Source organism: Pseudidiomarina aestuarii, from assembly GCF_003987355.1.
Lineage (GTDB): Bacteria > Pseudomonadota > Gammaproteobacteria > Enterobacterales > Alteromonadaceae > Pseudidiomarina > Pseudidiomarina aestuarii.
Map to the genome: position 1 here is coordinate 133,565 of NZ_PIPR01000002.1, position 16,629 is coordinate 150,193.

Sequence of the window (16,629 nt, forward strand, 5' to 3'; positions counted from 1 at the left end):
GTTTGAACTAAATAACGAGGCGTTCCACGTGAGCTATTTCCCTATGCGACGACTACGTCGCTTGCGTCGTCATGATTTTAGCCGTCGCTTAGTTGCCGAGAACCAGTTAACAGCAGCTGATCTCATTTATCCAGTCTTTGTTTTGCCTGGCACGCAACAGCGCGAAGCTGTCGCGTCCATGCCCGGTGTAGAGCGTTTATCGATTGATTTGCTCGTGGCTGAATGCCAGACCATTTATGCCCTAGGCATTCCAGCGGTAGCACTTTTTCCGGTGACTCCAGCGGCAGCAAAATCGCTCGCGGCGGAAGCTGCTTGGGATGATGAAGGTTTGGCGCAAAGAGCGGTACGAGCCATTAAAGAGACAGTTCCTGACCTTGGTGTAATTACCGACGTTGCGCTCGATCCGTTCACAAGTCATGGACAAGACGGCATTATCGATGACGATGGGTATGTTCTGAATGACATCACTATTGATGCTTTGGTGAAACAGGCGCTGTCGCATGCGCGTGCGGGTGCCGATGTGGTCGCACCCTCGGATATGATGGATGGACGGATTGGAGCGATCCGCGAAGCGCTAGAAGCGAACGGTTTTCATAATGTGCAAATCATGGCGTATTCAGCAAAATATGCCTCGGCTTTCTACGGACCATTCCGCGATGCGGTCGGTTCAGCTGGGAACTTGAAGGGCGGCAACAAGAAGACCTATCAAATGGATCCTGCGAATAGTAATGAAGCCATTCATGAGGTTGCTTTGGATATTGAAGAAGGCGCCGATATGGTGATGGTGAAGCCAGGAATGCCTTATTTAGATATCGTCCGCCGGGTGAAGGACGAGTTTCAAGTACCGACCTTCGCATACCAGGTCAGTGGTGAATACGCCATGATGCAGGCTGCTATCGCCAATGGCTGGTTAACCGAGGACGTGATTATGGAATCACTACTGGGGTTTAAACGCGCGGGTGCGGACGGGATCCTTACCTATTTTGCGAAGTACGCGGCTGAGCGGTTACAGTCGGGTCAATAACTGAGTCATCAATCCCTCGCGCAAGGCTCCTTGCGCGAGTTCAATGTGTTCTAACCGTAAGCCATCCGCTAAAGCCAATAAAATCGAGAACCCACCCATAAACACGGCTTGCCGATCACGGCGGACGCCAACGTTGCCGAGTTTACGGCAGTGCCCTGCTTGAATACAGGCGCTGCGCACTTGTTGTAGCCAGTCGCCGTTTATGCGCGATTGTTGTTGCGCATGCAGGATATCGTGCAACGCACGAAACGTTCCCGAAGCACCGCAGACGTGTTGCCATGAATGATGCAGAAAGGCGTCCAGCTCGGGTGCTAACTCTTGAGCAGCGGCGGCTTGCGCTGCATCGAGCGCTGCCGCGGTAATGGCTCCGTCGCGAAAAAAGCGATTTTGCCAAACAACGCAGCCCATATCTAAGCTTTTCAAGCGGTGCGGTTGCGTGCCAGTACCCACAATCACTTCTGTGCTCGCGCCACCAATATCAAGCACGAGCATCTGCGCATCGGGCTGGGCTCGGCTTTGCGTAGCACCCCGATAAATAAGTTCTGCTTCGCGCTCGCCGGAAATAATTTCTATGGAATGACCCAAAGTCGCTTCAAACTGTCGCAATACGTCAGCTCGATTTGAAGCTTTGCGTAATGTCGCAGTAGCAACACAATGGATTGCATGATCGGGGATATCACGAAGGAGTTCGGTGAAGCTTGCCAAACAAGCAATACCCCGATGGATGGCCGCTTCGTCGAGCGTACCATCTTCACGGAGGCCGTCGGCAAGGCGAACCTTTTGCCGTTGCCGAGTTAAGACTTGATAGCCTTTTTGAGGAGTTGCTTGGGCTAGAATCAAATGAAAACTGTTCGAGCCCAAGTCAATGGCAGCCAGCCTTGGCGTCCTCTGCATCTAGCGGTTTCCGCCACCGCTGCGTTGCCCGCCACGCTGACCACCGCGTTGTCCGCCACGGTTACCGCTCGGCTTGCCACCGCGAGTGCGGCGCCGAGCTGTCGGTCGAGGTGTTTTGATATCGGTTAACAGGGCTTCTGGAGCATACTTGGTGACGGGAATACTGTGACCAATGTAATCCTCGATAGCAGGCAAGTTATAGACATACTCCTCACAGGCTAAAGCGATGGCTTTACCGCTCGCTCCAGCGCGTCCAGTTCGACCAATGCGATGCACATAGTCTTCACAGTCATCCGGCAAGTCATAGTTATAGACATGACTGACTTCTGGAATATGCAGGCCGCGTGCAGCGACATCGGTGGCGACTAAAAAGTCCAACTCACCTTCGGTGAACTGGTCAAGAATCTTCAGTCGTTTACGTTGTGGTACATCACCCGTCAATAATCCGACTCGGTGTCCATCGGCTTCCAGCCATTGGAAGAGTTTGTCGCAGACATGTTTGGTATTGGCAAAGACAATCGCTTTTTCGGGCCAATCTTCTTCAATCAATGTCAGCAATAACTTCATTTTGTCTTGCTTCGATGGATAAAAGAGTTCTTCGCTGATTCGTTCGCCCGTTTTTTGTAACGGCTCGACTTCAATTTTGGTCGGCGAATTCATATGATCGTAAGCCAGTTCTTGTACCCGCTGCGACAGCGTTGCTGAGAATAATAAACTCTGCCGATCTTTGGGCTTTGGCATGCGATTAAACATGTAACGAATGTCTTTAATAAACCCAAGGTCAAACATCCGATCGGCTTCATCGAGTACAACAACATCAATCTTATCAAGGTCATAGATACCTTGCTTACAATAGTCGATGAGTCGGCCTGTGGTGCCAATTAAAATATCGACACCTTCTTCTAGGGCTTGGCGTTGACTTTCATAACCCTCGCCCCCATAAATGATGCCGAGGCGCATATCGCAGTGACTCGCCAATAATTCAGCATCGTTGGCGATCTGAATGGCAAGTTCACGCGTAGGTGCCATGATGATTGCACGTGGATAACGTTTGTCACCCTCGCGAGGTTTATTTAATAGGGTGGTAAAAGTAGCGACGAGGAAGGCCAGGGTTTTCCCAGTTCCCGTCTGTGCTTGACCAGCAACGTCTTTTCCAGTCAGGGCAACAGGCAAACTGAGAGCCTGAATAGGCGTACAGTATTCGAAGCCGGCGTTTTGCAATGCGCTTAGTACCTGCGGATGCAGGTCGAGATCAGCAAAGCGTGTCTCTGTTAAGTGTGTTTTACTCATGGCGTAAGCATATCAGTTTGCGCTAACATTCAAAAACAGAAATAATAGCGTATCTATTATTTCACGCGAATTACAGCAGCGGAGATTATCATGAGTGACAAAATTGTTCAGCTAAGTGATGACAGTTTTGAGAACGATGTTCTCAATTCAGACAAACCGGTATTGGTCGACTTTTGGGCCGAGTGGTGTGGACCATGTAAAATGATCGCGCCAATCCTCGATGATATCGCGACTCAGTATGCCGATAAGATCACAGTGGGTAAGCTGAACGTAGACCACAATAACCAAACACCACCTAAGTATGGTATTCGTGGAATTCCGACGCTCCTGCTGTTTAAGAACGGTGAAGTTGCTGGAACCAAAGTAGGTGCGTTGTCAAAAGCGCAGCTCGCTGAGTTCCTCGACCAAAACATCTAAGAATGACGACCCGTTCGTTTAAAAAGGTTGTTTTGTTGCGGCAAAACAACCTTTTTTGCTGAAAAACTGGACGTTTCCGTGTTTCGGTGATACTTTTCTTTCATTAAATCTTTTCTTCAGGTTGTCAGCCTTTTGGCGACCGTGCAGTAGACTCCTAGCGTTTAACGAAATCAAACCCTAATTTCTTTTGGCCACAGATAAGTCCGTACCCTCCATATGAATCTAACTGAATTAAAAAATAAACCAGTCAATGAGCTTGTAAAGCTAGCTGACGAAATGGGCCTCGAATCGATGGCTCGTATGCGCAAACAAGATATTATTTTTGCGATCCTAAAAGCACATGCAAAAAGCGGTGAAGACATTTACGGCGACGGCGTGCTTGAAATCTTGCAAGATGGCTTTGGCTTCTTGCGCTCAGCAGATTCATCGTACTTGGCTGGTCCAGACGATATCTACGTATCGCCGAGTCAGATTCGTCGCTTCAATTTGCGTACGGGTGACACGGTGTCGGGTAAGATCCGACCACCGAAAGAGGGTGAACGTTATTTTGCCCTGCTGAAAATTCGCGAAGTAAACTTCGACAAGCCTGAAAACTCCCGTAATAAAATCCTCTTTGAAAACCTGACTCCTTTGCACGCCGATGAGCGTTTGCGGATGGAGCGCGGTAATGGTTCAACTGAGGACATTACGGCACGAGTCCTGGACTTAGCATCACCTATTGGGAAAGGCCAACGCGGCTTGATTGTTGCACCACCCAAAGCGGGTAAAACCTTGTTGCTGCAGAATATTGCACAATCGATTGCTGCCAATCACCCAGATTGCGTACTGATGGTCCTGCTGATTGATGAGCGTCCAGAAGAAGTGACAGAAATGCACCGTTTGGTGAAAGGCGAAGTTATTGCCTCGACCTTTGATGAGCCAGCTAGCCGTCACGTGCAAGTGGCTGAAATGGTCATCGATAAAGCAAAACGCTTGGTTGAACATAAGAAAGACGTAGTCATCTTACTGGATTCCATCACGCGTCTAGCACGTGCGTACAACACCGTGATTCCAAGCTCAGGCAAGGTTTTGACCGGTGGTGTCGATGCCAACGCGCTGCATAAACCGAAGCGATTCTTTGGTGCAGCACGAAATGTCGAAGAAGGTGGTAGTTTGACAATCATTGCTACTGCATTGATCGACACAGGTTCGAAAATGGATGAAGTGATTTACGAAGAGTTCAAGGGAACGGGCAACATGGAGTTGCACTTGAATCGTAAGATTGCTGAGAAGCGCGTTTTCCCAGCTATCGACTTTAATCGCTCGGGTACGCGTCGGGAAGAATTACTGACCACCCAGGAAGAACTCCAGAAAATGTGGATTCTACGGAAGATTGTGCATCCAATGGGTGAAACCGAAGCGATGGAATTCTTAATCGATAAGCTGCAAATGACGAAAACGAATGATGAATTCTTTGAAGCGATGAAGCGCCAGAAGAGTTAATCGACCGTTCGCATTATCAAGGAGCATTGACAGTGTCGATGCTCCTTTTCCTCTACAATCTACCTTTCCTTGTGCGATATCCGCTAATTTTCCTTGCGTCTTACGTCAACTATCATTAATACTTGTTATTAATTTATTGGTTTGTAGCACAGGGAAATAAAATATGACTGCTGGTCTACGTTACTTAGCGATTCTTAGCTTGGCGTTTACGCTGGCTGCATGTGGCAGTGGCGAGCGCAATACCGGCAGCGGTGGTTCCGGAGGCTCCGGCGGTGGTGGCGGCTCTGGTTCAACTCCTCCTACTGCAAGTGCAAGTAATGTAACTGTCAGTGAAGGAAGCCCGAACGAAGTTATTGAGGCAAACATTACTGTGAGCTTGTCGGCAGCAGCAAGCGCTGCGGTGTCGTTCGATTATGCGACTGCCGATGCGAGTGGTCTTGCGGGCATTGATTATGAAGATACCAGCGGCACAGTAACTTTTACCGCGGGTCAGTCCAGTCAAACCATTACCATCCCAATTATTTCCAATGCTGTCTTCAACGACGATCGCGACTTCTTTGTCGACTTTAGCAATGCCCAAGGGCTGACCTTAGGTACGACACGAGTGCAAGTAACCATAGTGAATGATGATCCGCGTCCGGTGCTCGCCTTCGAACAATCCATTTTCGAGACGACTGAACAAGCAGGCACTTTGGGTTTAACAGTAACCTTGTCGAATGGCACTGAAAGTGACGTCACTTTCGATTTAGACGTGAGCGGTACCGCTACGGCTGGAGTCGATTACTCTCTAGAGGAAACCTCATTTACTATTCCTGCTGGATCGTTAGAGCAACAAATTGCACTGACGTTAATTGCCGATGATGTGAAGGAAGGTGGCGAAAGTGTCATTCTGTCCTTTGCTAATGTGCGCGAAGCCGATTCAAATCCAGACCTCAGTACTCAAACCATTGTGATTCGCGGCGATGCGATTTTAGCGGACACCGGCGCGGTCGAGTATTACAACAACGGCGACTTTGCTGCGGCGACACCTGACGCTGAGCATCCGAACCAAGATGCGGATTATGGTCGAGACACCACTGCTGCCGTCGACAACAATGCAGATGGCTCGGGCAACCTGAATTTGACCAAGCTAGATAGCTCGGGTAATGCGTTGCCACAAAACGCATCGAGCTTCTCCTGTGTTCGAGACAACTTGTCAGGCACTGTTTATGCGGTGTGGGCTGAGGGTGATGCACTTGATAATTTTTATTTTAACCCGACCTATCAATACAAATGGTTCGATAGTGACGTGGAGAACAATGCGGGTAACCCAGGTACTTTAACTCCAATAAGTGCTTTCCCTGGAATACCTGATGATAATGAGCCGGTTTACTTTGAGCGCGATGAGTGCAGATTCCCAGCCGTCAATGTAATTCGGCAAGATTTAGGCTGCTCGAGCGAAAATTATATCAATTATTTAAATGTCGATGGTTACTGTGGTTTTGATGATTGGCGTTTACCAACCATCAGTGAACTGCAAAGTATTGCGCTTTATCAGCAAAACCAAACGCAAGATAATTTGTTTTTCCCTGATGTTGCCATGATGACGCCAAATAGCGATGGCACAGTACGTTTAATGAGCGCGACGCCAGCAGCTGACCCGAATAGTTCGGCGTGGTGCTTGGAAGTTCAAACTGCTCGCCGAATGTTGTGTAATAAAAATGATTACAACAGCATCCGTGCTGCCCGTAACCCTGTCGCGTATCAGGAATAAGGAGATTAGTATGCAACGCATTCTTAAGACCAGCGCTGTAGCTCTCGCGTTACTCTCTGCTACGTCAGCATCGGCAGCATGTTTTTACGATACGATTCGTGCCAGTACCCAAGTAGAACAGTTTTACGACAATCGCGACGGTACCTTATTAGATATGAAAACCGGCCTAACGTGGGCAGTCTGTATTTACGGGCAGAGCTTTGACACCAGCACTAATGCCTGTGTTGGCGCAGCGACGCAGGTTCCTAGTTGGAGCGCTGCTTTGCAAGCTCAGGACGACTTTGACTTAGCCGGACACACCGATTGGCGCTTACCCAACGTTAAAGAGCTCGCGACGATTGTGGAATACGCCTGTGTCGATCCAGCGATTCGCCCCGAGTTATTTCCACAAACACCGAGCGCGCCGTTTTGGACGCATACTCCGGATTCAGCAGATGTCGACTCCGTTGTGCTTGGTCGCTATATCGACTTTTACGATGGCACCGAATTCAACGACAAGCCGGAAATTCAACGTTACGTGAGACTCGTTCGCGAAGCTGACTAAACTTTCAGCAGCGCTGAAATTCACCGTAAAAGTAGGTATACTGCGCGCAGTTTTCAGCCGTTTAATACACGAGAGACTGCGTGAAATATCAAGACCTGCGCGACTTTATTGCGTTACTCGAAAAGCGGGGTGAGCTGAAGCGTATTCAGCACGAAATCGATCCCTACCTAGAAATGACAGAAATTGCTGACCGCACGCTAAAAGCCGGTGGTCCAGCGCTCCTATTCGAGAATGTGAAAGGCCATAACATCCCAGTTCTCGCTAACCTGTTTGGAACGCCTGAGCGTGTTGCATTAGGCATGGGGCAGGAGTCAGTTGCCGCGTTGCGTGAGGTTGGACAACTCTTAGCCTTTCTTAAAGAGCCGCAACCGCCGAAAGGATTTCGCGATGCATTGAACCTGCTGCCGGTCTACAAAAAGGTGCTGAGCATGGCACCGAAACAACTCAAAAAAGCGCCGTGTCAGGAAGTGGTATACAGCGGTGATGATGTCGATTTAACGAAACTGCCCATCCAACATTGTTGGCCAGATGATGTTGCGCCCCTAATTACATGGGGACTCACAGTGTCGCGCGGGCCGCACAAAGAACGTCAAAACTTAGGTATTTATCGCCAGCAGGTTATCGGTAAAAACAAACTCATTATGCGCTGGTTATCCCATCGCGGTGGTGCGCTCGATTTCCAGGAGTTCAAGCGGCAGAACCCGGGCAAAAACTTCCCGGTGGCTGTAGCATTAGGTGCCGATCCAGCCACCATTTTAGGCGCGGTGACGCCGGTACCAGATAGCTTGTCTGAGTACGCGTTTGCGGGGCTATTGCGCGACGGTAAAACGGAAGTGGTGAAGTGCTTAAGCTCTGATTTACAAGTGCCAGCGCATGCCGAAATAATTCTCGAAGGCTACATTGCACCCGATGAGACTGCGCCCGAAGGTCCATACGGTGATCACACCGGATACTACAATGAAGTGGATACGTTCCCAGTTTTCACGGTGACCCACATCACTCAGCGGAAAAAGCCGATCTATCACAGCACTTACACCGGTCGGCCACCTGATGAGCCGGCGATTCTGGGTGTAGCACTCAATGAAGTTTTTGTGCCGATCTTACAGAAGCAATTCCCAGAAATCGTCGATTTTTATCTGCCACCAGAAGGCTGTTCGTATCGTGTTGCCGTAGTCACCATGAAGAAGCAATATGCCGGGCATGCGAAGCGCGTCATGATGGGCGTCTGGAGTTTCCTGCGTCAATTTATGTACACCAAATTCGTGATTGTGTGTGATGACGACGTCAACGCACGTGACTGGAAAGATGTGATTTGGGCGATGACTACGCGCATGGATCCAGCGCGTGATACGGTATTGATTGAGAACACGCCGATTGATTATCTCGATTTCGCGTCGCCAGTGTCCGGATTAGGTTCGAAGATGGGTATGGATGCCACAAACAAATGGCCCGGTGAAACCGACCGCGAGTGGGGTGTACCTATAGTTATGGACCCAGCAGTTAAGACCCGAGTCGATGAACTTTGGGACGAGCTAGACATTTTGCCAGTGCAAGGAAAATCATCATGATGCAAACACTGACTTGCCGTATCGTCAGTATCGATGCGCTCACACCCATGGTCTATCGGGTGCATTTAGAGCCGCCAGAAGCGGTCAAATTTGAAGCCGGTCAGTATCTGCAGGTGGTGATGGGGGAACGCGACAAACGCCCGTTTTCCATTGCGTCTTGTCCAAGCAATCCCGAATTGTTCGAGTTACATATTGGCGCGCATCCGGATAACCGTTATGCAACCGAAGTGATGGAACGATTACAAAACCAAACAACGATTACGGTAGAGGCTCCATTAGGCAACGCATTCTATCAAGGCAATAGTGAGCGACCCTTGATCCTGGTGGCTGGCGGTACCGGTTTCTCCTACACCTGGTCCATATTGCAGTCTCATTTGCAGTCTGGGTCTAACCGCCCGATTACTTTGTATTGGGGGGGCCGCGAACGCGCTGATTTGTATTTCCATCAGCAGCTCCTTGAACTGGCCGAGCGGCATGAACATTTTTCTTATCGACCAGTCGTCGAAAACGTCAATGGCGAGTGGAAAGGCGCTGTTGGACTCGTTCACCATGCGGTGCTTGCCGAACAAAGTGATTTGAGTGAAGCCGATGTATACGTTGCCGGTCGGTTCGAAATGGTTCGTGTGATTCGCGATGACTTCCACGCCAATGGGCTGCCATTGAGTCAACTGTATGGCGATGCGCTAGCCTTTATTTAATTCGTCTATTTTATCAGCAGCGGGGCTTTGTTATACTGCTGCGGCATTACCAAGGGGTGCCCAAGCGCTACGCGCACGGGCTGAGATGCAAAATGCGAACCCTTTGCACCTGATCCGGTTAATACTGGCGTAGGGATGGTAGCTATCAAACACCATTGCAATACCTGCCCAACCGGATTGTTTCTCTTTGCAGTAACAAGGAAATAATCCATGTCTCAATTGAAATTTTCGACCTTAGCGTTAGCGCTCACCAGTACCTTTTCGGCAACTGCGGTTCAAGCACAAACGGAACCAACTGACATTCTCGAACGCATCACGATTACCGGTGAGTATCGCGCCACCACTATCGATGAAACGCCGACAAGCGTCACTGCTTTAGTCAATGCCGAGTTTGCTGAACGCGGCGCGTCTCACCTCGAAGACGTGTTGAATAAACTACCAAATGTGAATTTTTCTGGCGGTAGCTCGCGCGCTCGCTTTATCCAAATTCGCGGTATTGGTGAGCGCAGTCAGTTTGTTGATCCGATCAATCCGTCTGTAGGCTTGCTCATTGACGGTATTAACTATAGCGGACTGGGGCAAGCGGCACAGCTGTTTGATATCAGTCAGGTCGAAGTATACCGGGGTCCACAGAGCGGTCGTTTTGGTGCGGATGGCCTAGCCGGCATGATTGTTCTCGAGAGTACTCGGGCACAAGCCGAGTTTAGTGGTCTTTGGCACTTAGGTGTTGGCAATTATGGCGAGCGCCAAGGCGGTTTGGCCCTTGGTGGTGAGTTGGGAGCGCTTGGCACTGCACGGTTGAGTGTCTATCAACAACGCTCGGATGGCTTTACCGAGAACCTCTACCTACAACGTGACGACACGCAGAGTCGCTCAGAGCGGATGGCACGCCTGAACGTGTTTAGTGACCTCGCACAAAACTGGTCGTTGCAAACGACTGTTCACGCGCTGTCTCAAGACAATGGTTATGACGCTTTTTCGCTCGACAATACGCGTCAAACTTTGTCGGATGAGCCCGGCGAAGATGACTTAAGCAGTTTTGCTGCGCGAATGGCGCTTACATTCAATGGTTTTGAATCGAGTGAATGGTTAGTGTCTTATTCCTACTTGGATGCAGATAGCACCTACTCGTACGACGAAGATTGGAGTTTTGTCGGCATTGCGCCGGGCTGGGAATACTCATCTTTTGATAGTTATCAGCGTGATCGGCACGATCATACATTAGAGCTGCGAGGGCTCAGTACCCAACCTGTGCAATGGCTTGGCGCGGAACACGACTGGGTTGTCGGTCTGTATCGTTATCAACGTGACGAGCGCTTGCAGCGTGATTTTTTCAACTTTGATTTAGGGAGCCAAGATCGCTTTTTAAGTGACTACGATAATCGGCATTTAGCAGTATACGGTGAGCTTTCGAGTTATTTGAATAGTGACTGGACCTTGACCACAGGGTTACGCGGCGAACGCTATGATAATCCTTACACAGACAACAATGGTGTGACCGAAGAACCCAATGACACCATGTGGGGCGGACGTCTGAGTCTTAGCTATCAAGGAGTTCCGGGGCATCTCTACTACGCAACCCTAGCTCGTGGTTACAAGCCGGGCGGTGTCAATGGCGAAGCTTTAGGGAAAGCACAAGATCCCAGCCTCACCGAACTGCGGGAGTTTTTGCAGGCACGCTCAACCTTTGCGCCAGAGTTACTCACGAGTATCGAGCTAGGGCATAAATGGGCGTCAGCCGATGGTGCGATGGCACTGCGCTCTGCGCTGTTCGTTCAAGCACGAGATGACGTACAACTGAAAGGCTGGATCAATCGCGACCAATCGTTTGTAGGTTATCTACAAAATGCTGCCAGCGGTAGTGTGTCGGGTGTCGAAGTTGAGTGGGATTATCAATGGACCGAAGCTGCCAAGTGGTTTGCAACCTTGGCGTGGTTGGATACCGAAATCGAGGGCTTTGTCACTGAAGACGGCATTGACATGACTGGTCGGGATCAAGCTCATGCGCCGAACTACCAAGCCAATATCGGGCTTAGATACAACATTTCGGATGCAGTGACGGCAGTCGTTCAAGTCGATGCGAAAGACGGTTTCTACTACTCGGATTCACACTTTAGTCGCGCTGAGGCGGTTGAGCTGCTGCATGCTCGAATCGACTGGCGAGTGGGTGGTTGGAATTTGAGTGCGTGGGCGCGTAACCTGACTGATGAGACCTATGGCATACGAGGCTTTTTCTTTGGGAATGATCCGAGAATTGAGTACGCCGCCCGCACTTATGAGCAGTTTGGCGAGCCGCGGCGCTTTGGATTCACTGCAAGATACGCATTCTAATGCAGTGGGTCCTTGAACAACTTGCGCTAAGTTCACCGTGGGAGCTTCTTGCGGTGATCTTAGCGGTGACCTATTTGGTTTTAGCTGCGCATCAGTCGCTCTGGTGTTGGCCTGCCGCAGCTATCAGTTGCACCATTTATATGGTTCTCATGTATCAGGCTCAACTCTATATGTATGCGGCACTCAACATTGTCTACCTGGGTATGGCCGGTTATGGGTATTGGCAGTGGCGACAGTTGCCCGCTAATGCCGTGGTAACAGCGATTGAACTGGGTTGGCGCGGACATATCAAGCTTATTCTACTATGGTCGGTAGTCGCCGCGCTGGTCGCGATGCTATTGCTTAGGTACACTGATGCAGAGGCAGTCTGGCTGGATACTTATCTCGCGGTTTTTAGCGTTGTTGCAACCTGGTTGCTGGCGCGTAAGAAATTCGCAACGTGGTATTACTGGCTGGTAATTGATTGTGCGTATGTTTATTTGTTCATTTTACAAGGATTTGTCGCAACGGCGCTTCTCCATGTCATTTATGTAGGATTAGTTTTCTACGCCATGTGGCAATGGCAACGAGAAGCACATAAATAACAATGGCAGTTTATGCAGCAGCAATGGCTTACTAGTTTACCGATACATGGTGTGATCAGCACTGCGCCCCTGTTGCGCGGTGTTGCCAATGATGTGTATCGCATCAATACCACCAGCGGTAGTTACGTCCTCAAACACTTTCGATACGATCACCCGTATGGGCTTGATCGTGCCCAAGAGGTCGAAGTTCAGCGTCAGCTTGCCGCGCATGCTTTAGCCCCTGAAGTGATTTATTTTGACCTCGCTCAGGGGCTCATGCTGCAACCTTTTATTGAAGCACCTGACTTGGCTCATTCCGAATTAGGTGTCAGTGACCGAATTCAGTACTTGGCTGAAGTTAGCGCGCACATTCATCGCTTACAAATCGAAGTGCCGGTGTGGTCACTCCGTCTGCGGTTGAAGCATTATTGCGACGGCTTAGCGAAGTTTGATGCCGAACGCGCGCGGCAGTTTCAAAAGCGTTTGCAGCCCTTTAAAAAACTGATTGAAGGTTTTGGCGCACACCCAACGTTTTGTCACAACGATTTGGCTTATCACCATGTGTTTGTGTCCGAGCCACCACTGGTGATCGATTGGGAATATGCAGGCATGGGTGATCGTAACTTTGACCTTGCAAGCTCGATGCAAGTGAACCAGTTTGATGCGCGTCAACAAATGGCATTTTTGAACGCTTATGAAGCTCAAGCAGGAGTACAAATCAATCGCGATATCGTGCTCGATTGGTTAGGATTAGTCGAGACGATTAGTCAACTATGGTACGAGCTACATCATAATTTACAGCAACAAATGCGCTGAACGGAGGCTCAATGAGCAACACGGACGATCAGGACCTAGTCGAACGCATGTATGGCTATCTTGCTGATGATGAAGATGCTCGAGTCTGTAAAGACATTCCAGACAGCGCTTGTGCCGATCAGCCTCAAGCGTTTGTCGCTCACCTCATTGCGTTAACTCTCACCAAGCTGGGTGATTCACTCGTCAGCGCTCGATTGGTGCTACCCTGGCTCTTGTCGAGCTTGGGTGCCCCTGCAGCGTTTATCGCTGCGCTAGTGCCCTTGCGTGAGTCTTTGGCCTTGCTGCCACAACTGATTGTCGCGCAACAATTGCGTGAAACACCCATCCGAAAATGGTTTTGGGTAGTGGGTAGTTTCGGTCAAGCCGCTGCCTTGGTCGGTATGCTGGTAGCTGTTTTGACGCTCTCTGGTGAGGCTCTTGGCTGGGCGATTGTTATTTTGCTGACGTGCTTTAGCATCGCGCGGGGTGTCTGCTCTGTGGCGATTAAAGACGTCCAAGGTAAGACTATATCCAAAACCCGGCGTGGAAGAATGTCCGGTTTAGCGGCTTCGACAGCTGGTTTCTTGTCGGTTCTTACCGCCGGCGTGATTCTATTTTCACCACAGGTATTCGATGAACAGTGGCTTGCCACCGGTAGTCCATGGCTGTTTGCTGGGCTACTGGGTTTTGCCGCTATTCTTTGGGTCGTTGCGGCATTGGTGTATGCGCAAGTTCCAGAAGTACCGGGTGCAACGAGCGGCGGTGGTAATGCTCTGACCGAGGCTGTCCGCTCACTTCAACTGTTGTGGACAGATCGTCAGTTTGGGCAGTTTGTTCTGACGCGAGCACTGTTGGTCTCGTCAGCATTTGCTATTCCTTATATCGTAGTAGTGATTCAGCGCAGTGGTGAGGGTTCTCTGACGTCTCTCGGAGGCATGATGCTAGCGAGTGGGCTGGCCGGTTTAGTTGCGGGCCGCTTCTGGGGACGTTGGTCCGACCGAGCGAGTCATCAGGTTATGGCGGCAGCGGCATTGATGTCCTGCCTAGTCATGTTAGCAACTTTGCTCATGTACCAGTTTGAGAGACAGTGGTTGGGGTTCCAGTGGGTTGGGGCACTACTGATTTTTAGTGCGGCGGTAGCGCATCACGGTGCGCGAGTGGGCCGGAAAACCTATTTAGTCGACATGGCAACCCAAGACAATCGGGCGCAATTCACTGCGGTCTCGAATACGGTTATCGGCTTTGTGTTATTGATGGGTATTTTGCTCGGGCCACTCGAATCAGCCGCGGGCATCAGTGTGGTGCTGGGTTTGTTGATTGCATTAGGGATCATTGCAGGGCTGCGAGCTCTTACACTCCCGAATCCCCAAAAAGACAGCGACTAGCTACTGGTTACTAGCTATTAGACAAACAAAAAACCACCAGTGTGAACTGGTGGTTTTTTTGCTATTAACTATTAACTATTAGTTCAGTTATTTGCCCTTGATGATGCCGTAGAGGCCGATCACGACAGCGACAGCGCCACCGATCAGATACCACATGGCCTCGTCAGTCGTTTCACCGGTAACGGCTTGAGAAACTTCGGATGCTGCTGAGTCGTATGCTTGGTAGCCGAAATACAGCAGAATAATTCCAACCACTAACAACACGATTCCTACGAGTTTGTTCATACTTAGCTTCCTTTTCTATCAGAGAGTTAGGGTACTACGGTTACAGCATAGCAAAACTTCTATGATTAGCTACTAAGCAAGGTAAGCGTTTAACATCCAAGCAGTTTTCTCTTGTTCCTTAATGTAGTCGCTCATTAAAGCGGACGTACCTTCATCGTCAGACTGATTCGCTAAGTCGAGAATTTCTCGCTGTAGACGAATGGTCGTTTTATAGCTTTCCAACACTTCACGAACGCAGGCTTGGCCATCGTGAATATCTTTTGTCTCTTGAATCGTGCTGCTCTTGATGTAAGTCGAGTAAGCATGCAAGGGACGCTGACCCAGCGTTAAGATGCGCTCGGCAATTTCGTCAATTTTCAGCAATAAATCGTTGTAGGTTTCTTCAAATTTGACGTGTAATTCAAAAAAATCCCGGCCCTTCACATTCCAGTGAAAGCCGCGCACATTCATGTAGAAAATTTGATAGTTGGCCAGCAACTCGTTGAGTCGTTCAGCAAGTTGTTCAGCGTTATTACGCTCGAGACCAATGACATTTAGTTGTGACATACAGAACTCCTTGTTGTCGCGTTACTTTGTCTATGTTCTTAGACTAGTATAGACAACTAGGAGTTCCGTTAAAATCGATTAAACCCGATTGAGTTCATCGATCTTGCCATCACGGATATGTCCTTCGCCACGCTGTTTCGCCAATTGAATCTGCTTTTCACGCTCGGCAAAACGCTCTTTCTGCTCAACGGTAGTCTTGTCGAAACAATGCGGGCAGCTTACACCTTTTTGGTAATGTTCGGATGCTTTTTCAGCTTCGGTGATTGGCATGCGACAGGCGTAACATTGGTCATAATCACCTTGTACTAAGCCGTGACCCACAGTTACGCGTTGGTCAAAAACAAAGCATTGACCATTCCAAGTACTTTCCTCAGCAGGCACTTCTTCCAGGTATTTTAAAATCCCGCCTTTGAGGTGATACACCTCTTCGAACCCTTGTGACTTCAAATAGGCAGTGGATTTCTCGCAGCGGATACCGCCGGTACAAAACATCGCAACTTTCTTGTGCTTTTCTGGATCGAGGTGGTCTTTCACATACTCAGGGAACTCGCGAAAGCTCTCCGTATTTGGATTGACAGCTCCAGCAAAGGTACCGACCGCATATTCGTAATCATTTCGAGTATCAATCAACAATACTTCCGGATCGGAAATCAATTGATTCCAATCTTTCGCATCGACGTAGGTACCCACAATATTCTTTGGGTCGACCCAATCCACGCCCATAGTGACTATCTCTTTTTTGAGCTTCACTTTAGTGCGATAAAAGGCTTGGGTATCACTGGGTGATTCTTTGTGTTCAATGTCAGCAAATTCGGCGCGACTGCGAATAAATGCGAGTACCGCATCAATATTTTCGCGGGTGCCACAAATAGTGCCGTTGATACCCTCACGGGCGAGAAGTAAGGTGCCTTTGACTTCGTGTTGGACCAAACATTGGTAGAGTGGCTCACGGTAGTCGGCAAAATCATTTAACTCCACAAACTTGTAGAGTGCAGCGCATATATACATAGCATTTCCTTTTGGCGGTTCGGATCGCAAATCCGAGGTCAAAATT

16 protein-coding genes and 1 riboswitch are annotated in these 16,629 nt (G+C 49.4%); of the genes, 11 read left to right on the forward strand and 5 right to left on the reverse strand.

Going from position 1 to position 16,629, the window contains the following annotated elements; all coding sequences use genetic code 11:
• Positions 1-43 precede the first annotated feature (43 nt).
• Positions 44-1,024 (forward strand): porphobilinogen synthase, encoded by a 981-nt coding sequence (hemB, locus tag CWE22_RS09485; RefSeq protein ID WP_169931190.1) that lies wholly within the window; start codon positions 44-46, stop codon positions 1,022-1,024.
• Here hemB and CWE22_RS09490 read toward each other — a convergent pair.
• Together CWE22_RS09490 and rhlB are read right to left on the reverse strand one after the other, a co-directional pair.
• On the reverse strand, positions 1,007-1,918 hold the full coding sequence (locus CWE22_RS09490; RefSeq protein ID WP_169931191.1) for a Ppx/GppA phosphatase family protein: 912 nt from the start codon (positions 1,916-1,918) through the stop codon (positions 1,007-1,009). The two genes, hemB and CWE22_RS09490, sit on opposite strands and share 18 nt — an antisense overlap.
• Positions 1,919-3,208, reverse strand: a complete 1,290-nt coding sequence (gene rhlB, locus CWE22_RS09495) for an ATP-dependent RNA helicase RhlB (protein WP_169931192.1) — start codon at positions 3,206-3,208, stop codon at positions 1,919-1,921.
• Between the two features lie 90 nt (positions 3,209-3,298).
• On the opposite strand from rhlB, the gene trxA reads away from it, so the two are divergent.
• The 10 genes from trxA to CWE22_RS09545 all read left to right on the forward strand — a co-directional run bounded on the left by trxA (position 3,299) and on the right by CWE22_RS09545 (position 14,744).
• Positions 3,299-3,625, forward strand: a complete 327-nt coding sequence (gene trxA, locus CWE22_RS09500) for a thioredoxin TrxA (protein ID WP_169931193.1) — start codon at positions 3,299-3,301, stop codon at positions 3,623-3,625.
• 216 nt (positions 3,626-3,841) lie between these two features.
• A complete protein-coding gene (gene rho, locus CWE22_RS09505) occupies positions 3,842-5,107 on the forward strand; it encodes a transcription termination factor Rho (RefSeq protein ID WP_169931194.1) in 1,266 nt (421 codons plus the stop codon).
• A gap of 163 nt (positions 5,108-5,270) precedes the next feature.
• On the forward strand, positions 5,271-6,860 hold the full coding sequence (locus CWE22_RS09510) for an Lcl C-terminal domain-containing protein (RefSeq protein ID WP_169931195.1): 1,590 nt from the start codon (positions 5,271-5,273) through the stop codon (positions 6,858-6,860).
• Between the two features lie 10 nt (positions 6,861-6,870).
• Positions 6,871-7,404 (forward strand): Lcl C-terminal domain-containing protein, encoded by a 534-nt coding sequence (locus tag CWE22_RS09515; RefSeq protein WP_169931196.1) that lies wholly within the window; start codon positions 6,871-6,873, stop codon positions 7,402-7,404.
• Between the two features lie 80 nt (positions 7,405-7,484).
• Positions 7,485-8,972, forward strand: coding sequence for a 4-hydroxy-3-polyprenylbenzoate decarboxylase (gene ubiD, locus CWE22_RS09520; protein ID WP_169931197.1), 1,488 nt, complete (start codon positions 7,485-7,487; stop codon positions 8,970-8,972).
• Positions 8,972-9,670 (forward strand): NAD(P)H-flavin reductase, encoded by a 699-nt coding sequence (fre, locus tag CWE22_RS09525; RefSeq protein WP_169931360.1) that lies wholly within the window; start codon positions 8,972-8,974, stop codon positions 9,668-9,670. Before ubiD ends, fre begins: the two co-directional genes overlap by 1 nt.
• A 42-nt stretch (positions 9,671-9,712) precedes the next feature.
• Positions 9,713-9,823, forward strand: a riboswitch (TPP riboswitch).
• A gap of 57 nt (positions 9,824-9,880) precedes the next feature.
• Positions 9,881-12,001, forward strand: coding sequence for a TonB-dependent receptor (locus tag CWE22_RS09530; protein WP_169931198.1), 2,121 nt, complete (start codon positions 9,881-9,883; stop codon positions 11,999-12,001).
• Positions 12,001-12,585: a nicotinamide mononucleotide transporter family protein gene (locus tag CWE22_RS09535; protein ID WP_169931199.1), complete on the forward strand. Its 585-nt coding sequence runs from the start codon at positions 12,001-12,003 to the stop codon at positions 12,583-12,585. The genes CWE22_RS09530 and CWE22_RS09535 overlap by 1 nt, the downstream gene beginning before the upstream one ends.
• Positions 12,586-12,597: 12 nt before the next feature.
• Entirely contained in the window at positions 12,598-13,380 is a 783-nt protein-coding gene (locus tag CWE22_RS09540; protein ID WP_169931200.1) for a phosphotransferase, read from the forward strand.
• A gap of 11 nt (positions 13,381-13,391) precedes the next feature.
• Entirely contained in the window at positions 13,392-14,744 is a 1,353-nt protein-coding gene (locus CWE22_RS09545; protein WP_169931201.1) for an MFS transporter, read from the forward strand.
• Between the two features lie 87 nt (positions 14,745-14,831).
• Here CWE22_RS09545 and CWE22_RS09550 read toward each other — a convergent pair whose 3' ends face one another.
• From CWE22_RS09550 to trhO, 3 genes are all read right to left on the reverse strand, one after another.
• Positions 14,832-15,029: a DUF3185 family protein gene (locus CWE22_RS09550; RefSeq protein WP_169931202.1), complete on the reverse strand. Its 198-nt coding sequence runs from the start codon at positions 15,027-15,029 to the stop codon at positions 14,832-14,834.
• A gap of 72 nt (positions 15,030-15,101) precedes the next feature.
• Positions 15,102-15,575, reverse strand: a complete 474-nt coding sequence (locus tag CWE22_RS09555) for a Dps family protein (protein WP_169931203.1) — start codon at positions 15,573-15,575, stop codon at positions 15,102-15,104.
• Between the two features lie 78 nt (positions 15,576-15,653).
• A complete protein-coding gene (gene trhO, locus CWE22_RS09560) occupies positions 15,654-16,583 on the reverse strand; it encodes an oxygen-dependent tRNA uridine(34) hydroxylase TrhO (protein WP_169931204.1) in 930 nt (309 codons plus the stop codon).
• Between the last annotated feature and the right edge of the window lie 46 nt (positions 16,584-16,629).